The organism is Paenibacillus glycanilyticus (assembly GCF_023715145.1).
Lineage (GTDB): Bacteria > Bacillota > Bacilli > Paenibacillales > Paenibacillaceae > Pristimantibacillus > Pristimantibacillus glycanilyticus_A.
On record NZ_JAMBNP010000007.1, the window covers coordinates 257,343 to 274,046 of the forward strand.

The 16,704-nt window shown below is 52.2% G+C and carries 13 protein-coding genes; 1 reads left to right on the top strand and 12 read right to left on the bottom strand.

The features are described from left to right. Positions 1–8 precede the first annotated feature (8 nt). The 7 genes from M3194_RS20450 to M3194_RS20480 form a co-directional block, all read right to left on the bottom strand. Positions 9–692: a copper homeostasis protein CutC gene (locus M3194_RS20450; protein ID WP_251655935.1), complete on the bottom strand. Its 684-nt coding sequence runs from the start codon at positions 690–692 to the stop codon at positions 9–11. Positions 693–732: 40 nt separating this feature from the next. Then, on the bottom strand, positions 733–1,572 hold the full coding sequence (locus M3194_RS20455; RefSeq protein WP_251655936.1) for a carbohydrate ABC transporter permease: 840 nt from the start codon (positions 1,570–1,572) through the stop codon (positions 733–735). Continuing rightward, positions 1,572–2,501: a carbohydrate ABC transporter permease gene (locus tag M3194_RS20460; protein WP_251655937.1), complete on the bottom strand. Its 930-nt coding sequence runs from the start codon at positions 2,499–2,501 to the stop codon at positions 1,572–1,574. The genes M3194_RS20455 and M3194_RS20460 overlap by 1 nt, the downstream gene beginning before the upstream one ends. Before the next feature lie 78 nt (positions 2,502–2,579). Further along, on the bottom strand, positions 2,580–3,917 hold the full coding sequence (locus M3194_RS20465; protein ID WP_251655938.1) for an ABC transporter substrate-binding protein: 1,338 nt from the start codon (positions 3,915–3,917) through the stop codon (positions 2,580–2,582). Positions 3,918–3,990: 73 nt separating this feature from the next. Then, complete coding sequence (locus tag M3194_RS20470) at positions 3,991–4,998, bottom strand: asparaginase (RefSeq protein WP_251655939.1); 1,008 nt, start codon at positions 4,996–4,998, stop codon at positions 3,991–3,993. Between the two features lie 21 nt (positions 4,999–5,019). Beyond that, complete coding sequence (locus M3194_RS20475; protein WP_251655940.1) at positions 5,020–6,201, bottom strand: ROK family transcriptional regulator; 1,182 nt, start codon at positions 6,199–6,201, stop codon at positions 5,020–5,022. A gap of 363 nt (positions 6,202–6,564) precedes the next feature. After that, a complete protein-coding gene (locus M3194_RS20480; protein ID WP_251655941.1) occupies positions 6,565–7,392 on the bottom strand; it encodes a phytanoyl-CoA dioxygenase family protein in 828 nt (275 codons plus the stop codon). A 121-nt stretch (positions 7,393–7,513) separates the two neighbouring features. On the opposite strand from M3194_RS20480, the gene M3194_RS20485 reads away from it, so the two are divergent. Further along, a complete protein-coding gene (locus M3194_RS20485; RefSeq protein WP_251655942.1) occupies positions 7,514–8,320 on the top strand; it encodes a helix-turn-helix domain-containing protein in 807 nt (268 codons plus the stop codon). 116 nt (positions 8,321–8,436) lie between these two features. Here M3194_RS20485 and M3194_RS20490 read toward each other — a convergent pair whose 3' ends face one another. From M3194_RS20490 to M3194_RS20510, 5 genes are all read right to left on the bottom strand, one after another. Beyond that, entirely contained in the window at positions 8,437–10,542 is a 2,106-nt protein-coding gene (locus M3194_RS20490; RefSeq protein WP_251655943.1) for a GMC family oxidoreductase, read from the bottom strand. Positions 10,543–11,038: 496 nt separating this feature from the next. Beyond that, positions 11,039–12,418: an MATE family efflux transporter gene (locus M3194_RS20495; RefSeq protein ID WP_251655944.1), complete on the bottom strand. Its 1,380-nt coding sequence runs from the start codon at positions 12,416–12,418 to the stop codon at positions 11,039–11,041. A 153-nt stretch (positions 12,419–12,571) separates the two neighbouring features. Next, complete coding sequence (locus tag M3194_RS20500) at positions 12,572–13,612, bottom strand: NADH:flavin oxidoreductase (RefSeq protein WP_251655945.1); 1,041 nt, start codon at positions 13,610–13,612, stop codon at positions 12,572–12,574. 318 nt (positions 13,613–13,930) lie between these two features. Further along, positions 13,931–15,289 (bottom strand): YheC/YheD family endospore coat-associated protein, encoded by a 1,359-nt coding sequence (locus tag M3194_RS20505; RefSeq protein WP_251655946.1) that lies wholly within the window; start codon positions 15,287–15,289, stop codon positions 13,931–13,933. Between the two features lie 2 nt (positions 15,290–15,291). Continuing rightward, on the bottom strand, positions 15,292–16,629 hold the full coding sequence (locus tag M3194_RS20510) for a YheC/YheD family endospore coat-associated protein (RefSeq protein WP_251655947.1): 1,338 nt from the start codon (positions 16,627–16,629) through the stop codon (positions 15,292–15,294). Positions 16,630–16,704 lie beyond the last annotated feature (75 nt).

Genomic DNA, 16,704 nt, shown 5'->3' on the forward strand with positions numbered 1-16,704 from the left:
CCACCTCACTAGCCGAAAGCTCCTCTAATCTGCCGGATTTTCTCCGGATCTACTCTGACGATCCCGTCCATAACCGTTCGGACGCCGCGTCCGAAATGAATTTCCGAAACGCCGGTCGCCTCGACGAATTGAGCGATGCCTTCCGGCATCAAGCCGCTGCCCGCCATCAAGATAACCGGCGTGCCCTCCAACCTATTCGCAAGCTGCTTAATCTTAGCGGACGCATCCAGGGCACTAGCCTGTCCTCCGGAGGTCAGCAGGCGATTAACGCCGTTAAGCTGAAGCACATCCTCCAGTGCCTCATCCAAATCTTTTGCATCGTCGAAAGCCCGATTGAAGGTAATATTCATGCCTTGAGCCGCTTCCAGCACAGGCGCCAAAATCTCCTTGTCTATGCGACCGTCCGGAGAAAGCGAGCCAATAACCACACCGGCTGCGCCTAGACTTCGAATCTCCCGAATATCATGCACCATTGCGCGAATATCAAAGGAATCGTACATATAAGAGCGATTATGAGGACGGACGATAACATGCACGGGCAGCGTCGTAGCGGCCAGCGCCTCCCGAATAAGACCAATGCTTGGCGTCATGCCGCCTTCCTGAAGACCCGTTATCAATTCGATGCGATCCGCGCCGCCCGCTTCCGCCTGCAGCACGTCGTCCACGCTTGTAGCAATAACCTCTATGATCATGAATTCTCTTCTCCTATCCTTCTTCCGTTATTCGCCCGCTCTAGCCCTTGACCGCGCCTTGGGACAATCCCGACACGATATACCTTTGGATAAGCGCGAACAGGATGGCGACGGGAATCAGGGACACCATACCCCCGGCACTCATCTCGCCCCAGTTGACGTCGAACTTCTGAACGAAGCCGTTAAGCCCCACCGGCACCGTCTTCACATGCTCGCTTGTCGTAAACATGACGCCAAAGAACAAATCGTTCCACGCTCCCATAAACGCGAATACGAACGTGGCGACAAGTCCGGGCAGCATGATCGGGAGCGTAATGCGGGCAACGGTCGATAATCGGCTGCAGCCGTCAATCATTGCCGCCTCTTCCAGCGCCACGGGGGTTTGCTGGAAGAATCCCGACATCGTAATGAGACAGAAAGGAATGTTAAGCGCCGTATACGTGATAATCAGAGCACCCAGCGTATTAAGCAGCGCAAGCTTGCCGAACACAATAAACAGAGGAACGAGCAGAATCATTACCGGAACCATCTGCGTCGTCAGGAAGATAAGCAGAATAACTCCCTTGCCTCTGAACCGGTACCGGGCCAGCGCATATCCTCCGAAGATGGACACGATAAGCACCAGCAGCCCGCTCGACAAGCTTACAATCAGGCTATTCTTGAAATAGCCCAGAAAATCCGAAGTCCGGAACGTCTCGATATAATTGTTCCATGTCAAATTAGCCGGCCACAACGTCAGTACATCCCCGTATATTTCCTGTCTGTCCTTCAGCGAAGTGACGAACAGCCAATAGAACGGAAGCAGCGCGGCAGCCAGGAACAAGAGGAGAACGGCAAACCGGATCCAGCCGGGAAAGCGCGCGCGCAAGAAATTCGCCATTACAGATCCCCCGCTTCCCTAAATTTTGTAATGCGCAAGAAGAAAATCGTATATAGCGTCAGAACGACGAGCATGAATACGCCAAGCGCGGAGGCTTGCCCGAAGTCCGTGGAATAGCCGATTTTATTAAACATGTAAGACGGAAGATTGTCCGAGCTGTTCGCCGGTCCGCCCCCTGTCATAATGTAGATCAGGTCCGCGGAATTGAATACCCAGATGACCCGCAGAAGCAAGGTAAGCACGATCGTGGGTTTGATGTACGGAATGGTGATTTGAAACAGCTGGCGTACGCGGCCGGCGCCGTCAATGTCGGCAGCCTCGTACATTTCGTGCGGGACGGACTGCAGAGCAGCCAGAATCATAATGCCGAAGAAAGGAACGCCGTACCAGATCATCGCGATAATGACCGGAATAATAGAGGTGCCGGAAAGCGCCAAAAAGGCAACAGGCTTGTGAATAATGCCTAGGTTCATGAGCAATTCATTGATGAGTCCGTTACGTTGGCTAAACATCCATTTGAAGATCATGCCGATCAGAAAGGCCGATACGGCCCATGGCAGGAAGACAACCGCCTGATAGGCTCCCTTGCCTCTAAACGGTTTGTTGAGAGCTACTGCCAAGGCAAAGCCCAGTACGAATTGCAGGCTGACCACCGATACGATCCACAGAGCGGAATTGAGCAACACCTTCGGCATCACGGAATCCGATAGCAGCGACTTGAAATTGTCCAGACCCGAAAACTTGATGTTCTGCGGCTCAAACAAGACATAGTGCATAAAGGCAAGTCGCAGAGAGGAGCCAAGCGGGTAGGCAAAAAAAGCAACGACGATCAATAACGCGGGAAGCAATAACAAATAGGGTTCGAATCTGCGGAATAACTTCTTTCGTTTACCGGACTGCCGATTAGCGGATAGGTTCGCGGCTGACATAGGATAGCACCACCTTGATGAAGTTGCATGGCATGCATAATCTAACGGCGATCATGCATGCCATGGCGTGCGCCTGAATTACGACTTCGGATTATCCTTCAAATAAGCCGTTTGCTCGGTCGTAAGCCAGTCCGCAAGATTTTTGACCGTTGTGTCCAAATCCTGTGAGCCCGTCAAATACAATTGCGTCTCCTGTACCGAATACGTGCCCGTAAATTCGCCAAGACGGGTCAGATAGCTTGGAGGACCTGCGAAAACAATGTTGGAATCGGCCATCGAACCGGCATAGCCCGCAATTGGTCCTTCGCTGAAGAACGGATCCTTCAGGTTCTCGGCGTAGATTGGGATACTCGTGTTCGCTTTGCTGTAGGCCAGGTTGTTCTCCGGCGAGCTCATGAAGGAGATCAGCTTCCACGCTTCTCCTTCATGCTTCGTGTTCGAGGACATCGCGTAAGCAGCCGTGAAGCCCCAGAAGATGTAGCGTTTGCCGTCATCGGCCTTCGGCATCGGAACGACGTTCCATGTACCCTCTTGCATATTCTTTTGAGCAACCGCGATAACTTCCGGCGTTTGGTTCAGAATGCCGGCTTGTCCGGTCATGAAGCCTTGCACCATCTCGTTAAAGCCCCAGTTAATGGATTCCTCCGGCGAGTTGCCGTTCAGATACAGATCGTAGAAGCGCTTGAACGCTTCTTTGCCTTCCGGCTTATACAGAATGGACTTGCCGTCCGCGTCGAACCAGCTGTCCGAATGCGTTGCCGCCATCACGTATTCCATGGCGCGGATAATGCCGTTGGCGCCGCCGCGGAAGGAGATGCCGTATTGTCCTTTGCTGTCGTCCGTCAGCTGCTTCGCGTAATCGAAGTAATTTTCCCAGGTGTCAATCGACTCCGGCAGACCCTTCTCCTTGAACCAGTCCGTGCGAATGAACAGACCTTGCAAGAGGAACGCGTCCGGTATCGCGTATACCTCGTCTTTGAATTTGTTCCGGGCCTGCTTGGCCGCTTCCGTCAGATTGCCGACTTGATCCCATTTATCATAGAAAGGCTGGAGGCTTTGAATGTAGCCTGCCGACGCCATGCCGGCGAGCGATGTGTCGTCTATGCTGATGACGTCGGGAAGAATCCCCGCAGCGCCCATCGTCATCCACTTTTTGTTAGCCTCGTCCCACGGAACCGACATGTACTCGACCGTAATATTCGGGTTCTCCGCTTCGAATTTCTTGATCATATCCTGCATAAACGCGGTACGTTCGGGGCTTGGAATCGGATCCAAATAGGTCAGCTTTACTTTCTCGCCGCTTGCGGCGCCTTCATTCGCGCCGTTCGTTTCGTTCTCCTTGTTCCCTCCGCATGCGGCAAGAAGCACCGTCATGAGCAATAAAACCGACATTCCCAATAGCCACTTTCTCTTCATCTTTTTCTCTCCTCCTCATATCTCTTGCTTTTCTTTGTCTCTACCGGCCCAGCGTTTCGGACCGTTCCTTACGTTATATATTGGAATGTAACGTAAATACGGGTTTGTTATGGCCAATGACAAGCCGGTTGTCATTGCGGATCTCAAGCGGCGCAAGCTCATACATCCGATCGATGGTCTCCTGATTGCCGTACCCGATCTGCTCCAGAATCGAAGCCACGATTAACGGCCATTCATCCTCCGAGCCATCTTCGACCTTCAGGGAGAAAGCCAGCCGTTCCCGCCTTAGACTGAAGCCGTATACGCCTTTGGCGCCGCCCTTGGCTACGATATTGGAATCAAGCAGCAGACTGGAGCATATCCGGTCCGTACCCGCAACCATCTCGCTATGCGCGTTCATGCGGCTCGCAATCTTGACGACCGCTTCCCGCAAGTCGGGCTTCGCAATCAGATCCGGGCATGCCAGCTTCAAAAAAGCGACTGCGAGGGCGTGCAGGGACAAGGCGAATACAGGGAATCCGCAGCCGTCCGTACCGAGGCCGATACTCTCCGGCGGCACCTCGGCCAGTTCGGCTAACGTGTCCAGAATTTCTCTCTGCGCGGGATGCTCCGGACTGCCGTAGCTGTCCATCGGGTAGCCCATGGCTTTGCATAACGCCAGAATGCCAAGATGCTTGCCCGAGCAGTTGTGGTAGATGGACCGTTTCGGCTTCTGATCCCGCAGAAGCGCTTCGGTTGCGTACACGCTTAAGGGGTAAGTGGGATGGCAAATCAATTGCTCCTCCGACAACCCGGTTTTGCGCAGCATCGATTCCAGCACGGCCACATGGAACGGCTCCGCCCGATGGGAGCCCATCATAATGGCCGCCTCCTCGTCGGTGAGACCGAAATGCTCATCCGCGCCGTGCCGGACGACCGGAATGGCCTGAAACGGCTTGGCCGACGACCTTAGGAAGCTGACCGCCTCGGGATTGCCCGCTGAGTAGACGATCTTCCCTCTATCGTCTACGCCGCATATATGACCGTAATGGACGCATTCCTCGATATCTCCTCTATACTCCCTGACTAACGCAACAGACATAACCGTCCCCTCCCTTACGAATTAAGATTGAATTTTCGCTTGCAAGCCGTTGCTCAAATACGTTTGCAGCGCAAGCTTGGCTGATCCGAGCAAGACGGCCTGATCGCCAAGGCGCGAACGCGTCAGCTCGAAGGTGCCGACGAACGGCTCCCATATAAATTCCTTCAGCTTGCCCCGTACCCGGTCCATAATGTCCGGATCGAGGTCGATGAAGTTGCCCGTCAGAATAATAGAGTCGGGATTGTACGTGCACACGACGTTATTAATCGTAATCGCAATGTACGTGCAGGCCCGGTCCACGATATTGGCTGCCCAGCCCTCCCCTTTGCGCATGTAGCCGTACAATTCTTCTACGCTGTCCACTTGTTTAATCTGGTTCGCTTCCTGCAGCATCGCAAGATCCGTAATGTAGGTCTGCAAGCAGCCTCTCTTGCCGCATTCGCACAGCTTCCCATTGGGATCGACCGTCGAATGCCCGATCTCCCCCGCGATATTGCTCGCTCCGCGATAGATCCGGCCGTCAATCACGACTGCCGAGCCTACGCCGCTGCCGATGCTGATCAGCACCGTAACTCCCTTGTCGGCCGCGTCCGCCGTCTCGCTTTCGCCGAGCGCCTTAACCTTCAAATCATTGTCCAGCATGACGGGCACTCCCAGGCGCTCTTCAAGGCGTTTCGCCACGCTTACGTTCGACCATCCCATCTGAGCGGAAAATACAACCGTTCGGGTTCGCTGGTCGATGACGCCCGGCATTCCGATACCTACGCCAATGCATTGCGCGAAGTCGATTCCACGCTCGCCAAACAAAGCTCTCACGCCGTTTTCTATAGTTGCTTCAACGTGCTCGGAGCCAGTTAGACTGCGATCTAGGCGCGTTTCCGACCGGGCAAAGATTCTGTCCTCGAGATCGACAAGGCCGATGCGCACCCAATCCCTGTCCACCTCCACGCCAACGGATACGATCGCGTGTCCGTCGAGATCCAGCATGGTAGCCTTGCGGCCTACGCCGGTGGAATACTGATCCGTCTCCTTAACGAGACCCGCTTCGATAAGATCGCCGACGATTCTTCCGATCGCGGTAGCGCTCATGTCCGTCAGCTTAGCCAGCTCCACTCGCGATACCGGGCGGTGTTTCCTGATTTTACCCAGCACCAATATCCGATTCTTATTTTTGATATATTCCTGATCATGCTTCTCCGACATGAAACATAACACCAACCTTACCTATATAATAAACTGGTGTAATTAACTAATGACTAAACTTAAGTTAAATGCGTATACTCTCTCTTTTTCCATCTTTTAACGAGTTATAAATGTCATATTTGCTACCATCATGTTATTATAATAGGAGACTAGTAGAATCCTGTCAACACAAATAGTGATTTTATGTTAGGTAATATTACATAGATTTTCATAGAGTGCCTGTTATTCCGCATACGAATGGCCTAGCCATTCATGCCGTTAAAGGACCCGACGCTTTGCCGTTTACGAATTTGCGGCATAAAAAAACATCACCTGAGCCTTCGGCTGCATGGTGATGTTGTTATCTAAAATATGTGTTTTCGCTTATTTGAAATGGCCTCGCGGCTTCTTGCCGCTCCACCGTTCGTCAACCTTCTCGAGGCTCGATTGATACCGCGTATCCACGCTGAGCCGATATTGATTCGTCGTATTGGCGAGCGAGCAATGCATGAGAAACATGCCGAAGATCAATACGTCCCCCGCGCGAAACTCGGTCGTAGCCCACTTGCCTCCGAATTTCTCCGTAATGACAAGCGGATCATCCGTATAGCTGCCGATGCCGGGATCGCGGTCGGAATCCTTCGTGCCGTAGGATTTCTTCAGCTCCTCGAAACGATGGGAATCCAGGCAGATCGCAAGGCCCCCCAAGGCATAATCGACATCGCCAAGCGGCGACCATACCGTGTAGAGGTTATGCGTGCCGCGCCCCATATACACAATATCGTAATGCGCGCCGGTGAAATCTCCTTTTCCGACGGCGCGAAGCCACTTGTAATGATACGTCAGCGACCGCTCTCCAAGCAGCTCGTCAAAGAAGCCCATAATATGCTCCCCGTTCAACACGCTGAGCAGCTCCGGCAAGTCCTCGTTCGTGCCGCCCATGAAGAGTGTTTTGCTGCCGTCAGCCATGACGCCTTCCTCCAGCAGCGTATCCCGGTCCAGCTTGCCCATCTTGTCCATTTTCTCCAGGACGGCGTGGCGCGCTTTCAACACTTGCTCCCGATTATGGAAGCCCCGGAGCAGCAAATAACCGTCCTCCGCAAGGCGCTCCCTTAAGGCGCCGGCATCCTGCAACAGGTCGTTCGAATCCCTCAGCTCCGTTAAATGAGGCCCTCCAAGCTCTAGCTCCCGGCTTCCTACCTTCAGCAGCATATGCGAACCACTCCTTCATCCGATATTAGCTTCATTGTAGTACCGGTCTTTTAGCCGCGCCATGGAGACCCTTTGCAAAAACATGTATAATCGTACTAAATTGTTAAAAGAGGTGCTTGCCATGTCTTTTATGAATATCCCCTACGAGCTGCAAGAGCAGCGGCTGCCGCCGCCATGCCAATTTCAGTTGATATGGAAGGTACAAGCGAATAATGCCTATCAAGTCGCCAAGCCAGCCGGTTTCTCTATTCCCGGCATATTCACAACCTGGGAAGGCAAGGGCGTCATTACGCTGGGAAGCGAGCAGCATGAGCTGGATGCCGGAACCTATATAATCGTACCTTCGGATGTCCCCGCTGCCTACCGCTGCCTGAACGGAAATTGGAAGTTTTATTTTCATGAATTCGATTCGCTGGACATGGCCCTGGCTCTGGACCTTCCCGTAGGCATTCCCGTATCCACCGCCAAAATGGCGGAAGCCGCCCGAATGAACGAGCGGCTGATTAACAATCTCATTATGAAGCCTACGGGTTATGCCTATGATTCTCACCTGGCCTTGCAAGAGCTTCTGCTGCTGCTTGCCAGAGAACGGCAGGCCGATCGTTCCGACAGGCATCCCGAATTGGACGATATTCTGTACCGCATGCACCAAACGATCGGACAAGCTTTTTCAATCGAGGACTGGGTCCGGCTAAGCGGATTGTCCCGCAACGCCTTCTTCACCCGCTTCCGATCGAGAACGGGCATGTCTCCCAACCGGTATATGCAGGAGCTGAAGCTGGCCGCGGCCAAGACGTCACTGGAGACAACCCATGCATCGGTGAAAGAAATCGCCGCCGCCCTGCACTTCTATGATGAATTTCATTTCTCCAAGCTGTTCAAGAAGAGATACGGCTTGTCTCCCCGGGCTTACCGGCAAGCCCCTTAAGCCAATATAAACCTATAAGGACCGGCAGACCCTCTAGCTAGTGGCATGCCGGTCCTTATCATTAATGCTATAAATGATAAATAGCATGAACATTTCGCCGCATCTACTAAGGCCGCTTAACCCAGCTTCACCAGGTTATCCGCGGTGCGGAAAGCCAAGGCCATAATCGTGAGCACCGGGTTAACGCCGCCGTTCGTCACATGAACGGATCCGTCGCTAACCCACAGATTGTCGTATCCATGCACGCGGCCATAGGGATCGGTAACCGATGTCGCGGGATCGTTCCCCATGCGCAGCGTGCCTGCCTGATGCTGCCCTCCGCTTAGCCCTCCGCCCGGCTTCGTCTGCCAGACTTCGCGCGCCCCGGCTGCCCACAGCCACTTTTCGGCCTGCTCTCCCAGCACGGCCGCGGATCGAAGGGACTCGGGATGAACGCCTCCCGAAAGGGAGGCGACCGGCATGCCAAAACGGTCCTTCACCGACTTCGACAGCAGCACCCTCGACTCGGCGTTAGGAATCTCCTGAATAGGTCCTTGAATCTGGCTCGTGCGCAAGAAGGTATCGCGCATCGTCTCCTTGCCCTTCAACCCCCATCTTGCCGCATTGGGCGAAAGCGCCCGATACCAATGAATAAGCGGCAGCCGGGTAAACTCGTTGGCGAGCAGTCCCCCGCCGATAATGCCCTCATGGCTATGTTCAGCGCTGAAACTCGCGATACTCACCCCAGGACCAAGGCCGTCTTGCACCACCTCGTCAAAAAGCCCATAAGCGCCCGTATAAACGTGGCCTTGCAGGTTTCTTCCGACTTGGCCGGTCCGGTTGCCGATTCCGCCTGGCTCCGAATCGCTTGCGGAATTTAGAAGGAGCCGCGCGCTTTCGATCGCCCCAGCGGCCACGACCACATGCCCTGCCCGTATTTGCCGGCGTTGAGCCTTGCCCTTCGATTCCTGAACAAGGCGCACGCCGGTCGCATGCTTTCCTCTATCGGTATCGATGTACTCCACAAAAGTATCGCAGATCAGATCGCAATTGCCCGTCGCTAATGCTTTTGCCAGCATCGTGTTTTGACCGCCGTTCTTGCTGTTGGTCGGACAAGCAAATCCAACGCATTGCCCACACCTGCCGCAAGCTTGCCGGCCATCCCTCTCAACGGAGTTGATAAGGAGCGGTACCGCGCCGGCATGCCAGCCCAGCTGCCCGGCAGCACGAGCCAAACGCTGTGCCTCCAGCGTCAGTGGTATAGCGGGCATGGGATAATCCTTCTGACGATTGCCTCTCCCGGGATGGGCATTCCCGTCGCCGGATACGCCAACCTCCCATTCCGCACGCTGGTAATAGGGCTCAAGCTCCTCGTACGAAATTGGCCAGTCGGCGAGAGAGCTGCCCTCCGGCACTCCGTAACGGCTTGCCATGCGGAAATCCTCCGAATGAAAACGCCACGCTTGCGCCCCATATACCCGCGTCCCGCCTCCAACCGTCATCGCATTGTTGTGGTAATCGCCATCAATCGGCCGCGTAATCCTCTCGTCGCCGTTCGCCAGCACAATCGTGCGGGGGTTCCCTTCCATATCCGGCCCTGTGTTATGCCCATACTTGCTAATCCGGTGATTCCGCAGATGATCCCGGCCAACCTGTTCGTATGGCAGCCAGCTGCCGCGCTCGACAACAAGCACCTGCATTCCCGCTTCGGCCAGAACAGCCGCTGCCACCGATCCCCCGGCTCCGGCTCCAATCACGACAGCATCATACCGGTCCCGCAGCTGCTCAAGCGATTTTTGCGGCAAATCGGCTTCAGGAGCCGGCGCGGTACCCGTCACGATCCCAGGACGGAAGCCTATCATTTTCCATGACTGTCCTTCTCTATTCCCTCCGGCTTCCGGAGTTCCATAATAACCGTCTGCCGTTAGATTCAATAACGTATCGAAAAATAGCTTCGACGAAACAGGCCAGTTCCGGAAGGCATCGGACTCCGCCTCTTCCAGCAGCTGATCTTGCTCATTGTCGGGCAGATCAGAAAACGGCTTTCCATAAAGCCTTACGGCTTCCTCTTGCAAGGAAAGGAGTCCGGGTTCAATCACCTCCGCCCAGAGATCGGCATCTTGCGCGGCATAACGCTCCAAATAAGTTAAGACTCCCGCATCGCTTGCCGAATGCCAATCATCCTTTGGAATCATCCGGTCGGTAACCGCTTTCAATAGAGAATCTGCTTGATCTTGACTCATTCCCCTGATCCCTCCCTGTTTCTAGCTACCTCTCCATATTAATCTGTTCTTATAGTTTTTCAAGACCTATTCTATCTAATAAAGAAATGTCAGCATCAACTGAAAATCTCCGCAACGGTCAGGCTGCGATTGCGTAGTAGACGAGTAAAAATAACAGCACAAAAGAGGTGGGGATAAAAGGCATGGAATCCTACAAGGAATTACGAAAAGCTTTGGGGATAAGAAAGTGCTCCAGAACGCAGGGTTCCATTTTCAGAAAGGTAAAATATACGGTCTGCTGGCAAGCATCAAGGTGCTCGAGACGAAACGAGAGAAGTACATTGCCGTAAAGCTCATGCGAATGAAGCCTGCCGACTATATGCAAGCGTCGCTTGGCTATCCTTATTGCTCTTATTTTATCTACTATATCCCAGCTATGCTGATCTCCGCCTCCTTGCTGGGCGTCCCCATTCTTCAAGGTATGGTGCTGGCCTTGTCGTTCACGCTTTGGCGGGTACTATGCTCCCATATCCGAAACGGAAGCCGGCTTTACCAGCGCTTTCTTCTCCCAGACTCGGCTTCTCCAGCGCAGCAGCATCATGAGACCACGGAGCCATTCGTCAACCGTAAAGGCAATCCATATGCCAAGCAATCCGATTCCGAAATGAACGCCCAGCACATAGGCAAGCGGTACGGACACTCCCCACATGGAGATGGTGCCCATCAAGACAGGATACCGTGCATCCCCAGCGGCACGCAGCGAATTAATGACGACCGTATTGAAGGTTCTGCCTGGCTCAAGTATGATGGACAGCAAAAAAATACCCGATCCGGCAGCAATGATCTCAGGGTCATTGGTAAACATGCCAACCAGTTCATGTCGGAATATCACTGCCACGCCAACAATAGCAAGCGTTAATAGGAAACTGATCTTCAAGCTGTTCATCAGTCTCCGGTAGGCCGCTTTCATTTCCCCAGCACCGACCATTTGTCCGACAATGATTTCCGTCCCTACCCCGACCGCTATTCCCAGCGCCATAAAATAGTTCGTTATATTCATCACATAGACATGCGTATTTAACGCCGTGATGCCAATCATATTAACAAAACTGATAATCATCAGATACTGCGATTGATAAGAGAGATGTTCCCCCGCGGCAGGCAAGCCAATGCTCATGATCTTTTTCGCGTAAGAACCGTTCCATTTCAAGTAATCCCTCCGATGTATGGGTGCAGAGATCCGGCGATACAATAGGATAAATAGAACGATAATGCCAAGCAAACGGCTCACGACCGTTGATATGGCGGCTCCTGTAACCCCCCATTCCGGAAAGCCCAGGTTGCCAAAGACAAGCAAATAGTTTCCTGCGATATGAATAATATTGACACCTAACGTTACATACATAACGCTCTTCGTGTTACCGCTTGAACGGATGACCGACGAAACCGCATAAGAAAGCGCCTCGATCCAAATAAAACCGCCAATGATTTTCAAATAATTTTTAGCAATTCCAATTTGTTCGGGATTTAATTTCAATAGCTGCAGCAGAGACTCCCCAAAACTTACGAGAACGATGCTGACCAGGATGCCGAATATCAGGTTCATCGTAATCGCCAGCGCCGATATACGGCTCGCCTCTTTCGCCCGCCCTGCGCCGATATACTGGGCAACCGCAACGCTGGTGCCTACCCCAACAAAGCCGAACATCAGAATGCAGAAATAAATAATTTCATTGGCTAAGCCTACTGCCCCTGTCGCCTTGTCGGAGATGCGGCTTAACATAAACACGTCAACGGTGCCCAGCAGCATCCGCAGCACGAAGTCTACGAATATGGGCCATGTCACGGCATAAAGACTAAGTTTCTTCCACGATGGAGTACTATCGGATAAGGTCACGTCTACAAGCTCCTACTATGTTATTCTCTATTGCCTTCCCTAGTGTAGCGCTCGTTAGTTGATACGTCTATGGGGAGGATGAGAATAAGAAGAAAACCCGAAAGATCGCGCGAGCAAATCGCGGTCCTCCGGGCTTCTATTCACATATGCTGTTTAGTATAGGGTCTTGAGCGCTTCAGGCGTGAACGGCACCAATTCAGCCAATTTGCCTTCGCGGATTTTGCCGGCCCATGCCGGATCAACCAGCAGCGCCCTGCCGATCGCCACCAGATCAAATTCATCATTTTCGAGCCTTTGAACAAGCCCCTCAATTCCTGTATTGGCAGAGCTTTTTCCTTCGGTGAAGAAGGTCATGAAATCACTGTCGAGTCCAACCGAGCCGACGGTAATCGTCGGTTTGCCGGTAATCCGCTTCACCCAGCCCGCAAGATTCAAATCCGATCCGGCAAATTCAGGCTCCCAGTACCGGCGGGTCGAGCAATGGAAAATATCCACGCCTGCATCCACCAGCGGTTTCAGAAATTGCTCCAGCTCTTCCGGATGATAAGCCAGCTTCACGTTGTATTCTCTTTCTTTCCACTGCGAAAGCCGCAGCACAATCGGGAAATCCGGCCCAACGGATTCGCGGCAAGCCCGGACGACCTCTTCGGCGAACCGGGTGCGGGCTATCAGACTGCCCCCGTAGCGGTCGGTACGCTGATTGCTTTTCTCCCAGAAGAACTGGTCGATCAGGTAGCCGTGCGCGCCGTGGAGCTCTATGCCGTCGAAGCCGATCCGCTTTGCTTCAAAGGCCGAGTCGGCGAATGCTTGAACGATAGCGGTGATCTCGGCTTCGGTATAGTCATTCACTTGCTTCTTCGTGCCCATATGCCAGATTTGCGGCATGATTTTTCCGCCCGCAGCATGGACCTCGGCTACGACGTTAGCCCAGCCCTTCAAAGCTTCTTCACCGTAAAAGTGAGGCACATTCTTAGAGTTCGAGGAATCGGGATGATTCACCACCGTTCCTTCGGTTATGATAAGGCCGACATTATTCTCGGCTCTCCGGCGGTAATAAGCGGCCACATCCGCTCCGGGTACCCCATCCGGAGACATAGCGCGCGTCATAGGCGCCATTACAATGCGATTGGCCAATGTAAGTTGTGCAAGAGTAAACGGACGGAACAAGGACTGTACGGCTGTTGAAGTTGACAATGTTTTAACCTCCAATCAAAAAGTTGAATGCCATTAAAATGAGCAAGCCGACAAAATGCGTGTGCGCAAATCTATCATAACATTCTCGTGAGTGATCAACACCCGCAAGATGGGCACTTTTTCAAGTGTCTATCTTAGCCGCCAGCCACAAGCTTGGGCCAAAGCTCAATAAAGGCACTAAGCAGGGTATAAAAAGGACGGCTGTCAAAGCCGTCCACAAAGCTACTTATAAAGATTATTGCGTCGCCTACGCGATTTCCGTTAGTCCGCTGGGTCTTTCGAGCGGCTGGGTGTCGTGCTCGCCAATTTAGCATCGCTTTAATTAGAGGCTTTAAACCCGGAAAGCGCATTGGCGTACAGCAATGGCTTAGCCACTTGCTTAAGGTATAGGTCCCTTTGCTTGGCATACAACGCCAGATGATGATCGGGTAAAATGTTCACTTCCAACACGTAAATATGACCGTTCTTATCCACCATCACATCGACGCCAATATCGGCATAATTCCCGCCTTTGGCATCAAATACTTTGCAGGCCTTGGTGCAGATCCCGATCATCCGTTGCTGCGTCTGCAGCGCCTGACTTCGGCTATAGCCGTAAGTGCCTTGCAGCGCATTCAGACCTTTGGAGGCAAAGCCGGCCGAGGTAAAGTTGGTAACAATGCCGTTTTTCTTGCCGAACCTTGCAATGACCCCCGTACAGGACCACTGAAGCTGTTCGTTCTTTTGCATAATGACCCTAAAGTCGATGCCCCTGCTGTCTTTTCGTTTCATTTCGATGCCTTGCTGCACGATATACTGTTGTTCTCGCAGGAGATTCGCCAGAAAACCGGCTACCTCCTTAGTTCCGACCGATACCATTCGATAAGCGCTAGCCTTTTTATTATTTTCAGGGTAAATGAACTGGTAGCCATCCCCCGAACGAACCGCTTTTATGATCCCCCTCGCCATGGATTCCATCGTAGGCTTCAGATAGACGGCGTTATATCTGGATAACATGTCATCCAGCTCTTTGCGGCTCTGCAGCTTTCTCGTATGGGGCAGATGCTTGCGGATCGCCGGATTTGGGGAAAGCCATTTCCATAATTTCCACTTGTTAAAATGGTCGCCCAGGAAATAACCATTAAACAGACGCTTGCCAAGCACACGCTTGAGAGCTTTGTAAGTAGGCGGATTCAGCGCTGCTCTTCTGTATAACGCGGATGGATACGGGAAAGTACCATGAACCCAATTCGATTTTGTGCCATTGGGAGAATAGTAATACCCTCGAATCCTCCTCGCTTGCAAGGAAATATCGTCCGCCCCGCAAACATAGATTAATCCCTGAATAGAAGAATAGGAACGCAAATAATCATTGTAATTTTTGACCTTCTCTATGGTAATATCCGCCCCTGGCTTGAATGCGACGATGGCCAGCACGGGACCGATGTGGACGTTTTTCCCCTTGACCAACACTTTATATTGCAAAGGCGGAAGGCTGTACCCTTCCAGCGACGGCGATGAAATGCCGATTGTATGGCTTGGCAGGCTTTGAGATACTCTCAGCTTAAGCTGCCGGCTCCAGCCTCCGAAATGCACCTGAACGGTTGATGGCCTGCCTGCAAACTTCCGCAAAAAAGCTTGGTTTACATGTAAGCTGTCTTTCTCTGCATGATTCAGCCTTTTCACATACATAGCCATAATCACGGCCTTCCTTTCGATGGATGGCTTGTGCCGAAGCCGGCTAGTTTTTTGGCGTACAGCATATTTGCCTTAATCGTTTGGTGGAACATTTGCTTCTCCCCTGCGTCGAGTGCGATGGTAGGATTGGGATCATTATGATTAACCTCGATAATCCATAATTTGTTCTGTGTATCCAGAGCAAAGTCAAAGCCCAAATTAGCCGCATGATAGCCCGATGAAGCTAGCTGCTTGGCAATCGTTCGAGCAAGCTTTTCCATTCTGCGGCAGATGGCATTAGCTTCAGCTTCTCCCTTATGAAGGATTCTTCGAAGCGTTCGTTTGCCTTCCATTGCCGTTCCGCCTGCGGATATGTTGCTTACAATCGATCTCCGTGGTCCAAGCTTCGAGATAATCCCCATCCGCTTCCATTTCCCGTGCCCGTCTTTCACCAGGATTAACCGGAAATCGATTAGACGCTCCTTGGAGGAAACCAGCTTTATTCTTTCTTGTATCAAATAGCCGGATTGATGCGTTTGTCTCTGAAGAAAATAGCCCAGCTCCTGCACATGGCGAAACTGCTTCTTAAGCGAGCCTTTATGCGTAACCGTTATTTTATGGTTTTGTTTGGAGAGCTTGAGAATATGACTCCCAAACGAGCCTTGGACAGGTTTCATATATAGCTCTTTACTGTGCTCAAGCATTCGGGAAATATCCTGCGGCCTCTGATACAGAATGGTTCTGGGCAGATGGGTTCTGACGCCCGTGTTCCGGGAGAGAAGCTTGTGCATGCTCCATTTATCCAGCCGAAAGTCATTAAATATGGTTTTGCCAAGGCTGTACCGTAAATGGGTTATTAATGGCGTACTGGTTAACGATTTATTGAATACGGACGAAGGATATCGGTATTGACCGGGTATCCATGTCTTCTTTGCGGACGAATACATCAACCCTCGAATCGTCTTCGTCCGGAGATTAACATCCTCAGGGGAAAAAGCCAGCAGCGCTCCGTTTATGTGACGGTACATCTTCGTGTAGTGGATCAAATTCCGAAAGGGCAGCTTGCCTTTTATCTTATCTACAAGAATGCCGATATAAGGACCTACGATCAGCTTATTTCCATCCTTGCGGACTTGAAAGGGTCCTTCTGCCGGTATCTTTAATTGGTTCATGCACGCGTCAGAGACGAGCATTTGGTCTTGCGGCGCCTTCTCTGAGGTCGTCAATTGGATTGGAAAGGTCGTAATGCCGAATTGGAGAAGGAGAATTTGATTCCGCGAGAAATTATGTTTCACCAGAAATGAAGGGGCGACCAGGACCGTATCGGACGGCAGAGAGGAACGACTGCGAATCTTGATCATGGTTAGGAACCTTTCCTTCCATCAAAAATCAGCTATGCATTAGTCTATTATTCGTGTTCTGCAGTGTTACTTGGT

Excerpts from the sequence above, each read along its gene's own strand:
- M3194_RS20480 (WP_251655941.1), bottom strand. The coding sequence starts at position 7,392 with ATGCTGCTGAAGGTAGGAAGCCGGGAGCTAGAGCTTGGAGGGCCTCAT.
- M3194_RS20470 (WP_251655939.1), bottom strand. The coding sequence starts at position 4,998 with ATGTCTGTTGCGTTAGTCAGGGAGTATAGAGGAGATATCGAGGAATGC.
- M3194_RS20490 (WP_251655943.1), bottom strand. The coding sequence starts at position 10,542 with ATGAGTCAAGATCAAGCAGATTCTCTATTGAAAGCGGTTACCGACCGG.
- M3194_RS20510 (WP_251655947.1), bottom strand. The coding sequence starts at position 16,629 with ATGATCAAGATTCGCAGTCGTTCCTCTCTGCCGTCCGATACGGTCCTG.
- M3194_RS20450 (WP_251655935.1), bottom strand. The coding sequence starts at position 692 with ATGATCATAGAGGTTATTGCTACAAGCGTGGACGACGTGCTGCAGGCG.
- M3194_RS20460 (WP_251655937.1), bottom strand. The coding sequence starts at position 2,501 with ATGTCAGCCGCGAACCTATCCGCTAATCGGCAGTCCGGTAAACGAAAG.
- M3194_RS20485 (WP_251655942.1), top strand. The coding sequence starts at position 7,514 with ATGTCTTTTATGAATATCCCCTACGAGCTGCAAGAGCAGCGGCTGCCG.
- M3194_RS20505 (WP_251655946.1), bottom strand. The coding sequence starts at position 15,289 with ATGGCTATGTATGTGAAAAGGCTGAATCATGCAGAGAAAGACAGCTTA.
- M3194_RS20475 (WP_251655940.1), bottom strand. The coding sequence starts at position 6,201 with ATGTCGGAGAAGCATGATCAGGAATATATCAAAAATAAGAATCGGATA.
- M3194_RS20455 (WP_251655936.1), bottom strand. The coding sequence starts at position 1,572 with ATGGCGAATTTCTTGCGCGCGCGCTTTCCCGGCTGGATCCGGTTTGCC.
- M3194_RS20465 (WP_251655938.1), bottom strand. The coding sequence starts at position 3,917 with ATGAAGAGAAAGTGGCTATTGGGAATGTCGGTTTTATTGCTCATGACG.